Raw genomic sequence first — 245 nt, 5'->3', positions numbered from 1 at the left:
ATCAACGCCAGATATGTTGATACCCCGTCTCCAGCCATCACGGTTGGGACGAGGTTCCTTTGAAGAACACATACAGCGAGGACGCTGTGAACGACCATCCTATTCCGGTGGTCGTTCCGCTCTCGTGATGTGTGCACCCGATTACGGGTAAACATTCACGGAGAGTTTGATCCTGGCTCAGGACGAACGCTGGCGGCGTGCTTAACACATGCAAGTCGAACGATGAACCACTTCGGTGGGGATTA

Annotated in this window: 1 rRNA gene; it reads left to right on the top strand. The window is 53.5% G+C overall.

The window, feature by feature from the left end:
* Nucleotides 1–154: 154 nt before the first annotated feature.
* Nucleotides 155–245 (top strand): 16S ribosomal RNA (locus OO70_RS50975); the annotation flags it as partial.

Source organism: Streptomyces xylophagus (assembly GCF_000716435.1).
Lineage (GTDB): Bacteria > Actinomycetota > Actinomycetes > Streptomycetales > Streptomycetaceae > Streptomyces > Streptomyces xylophagus.
This window is presented reverse-complemented; position numbering and strand designations above follow the sequence as displayed.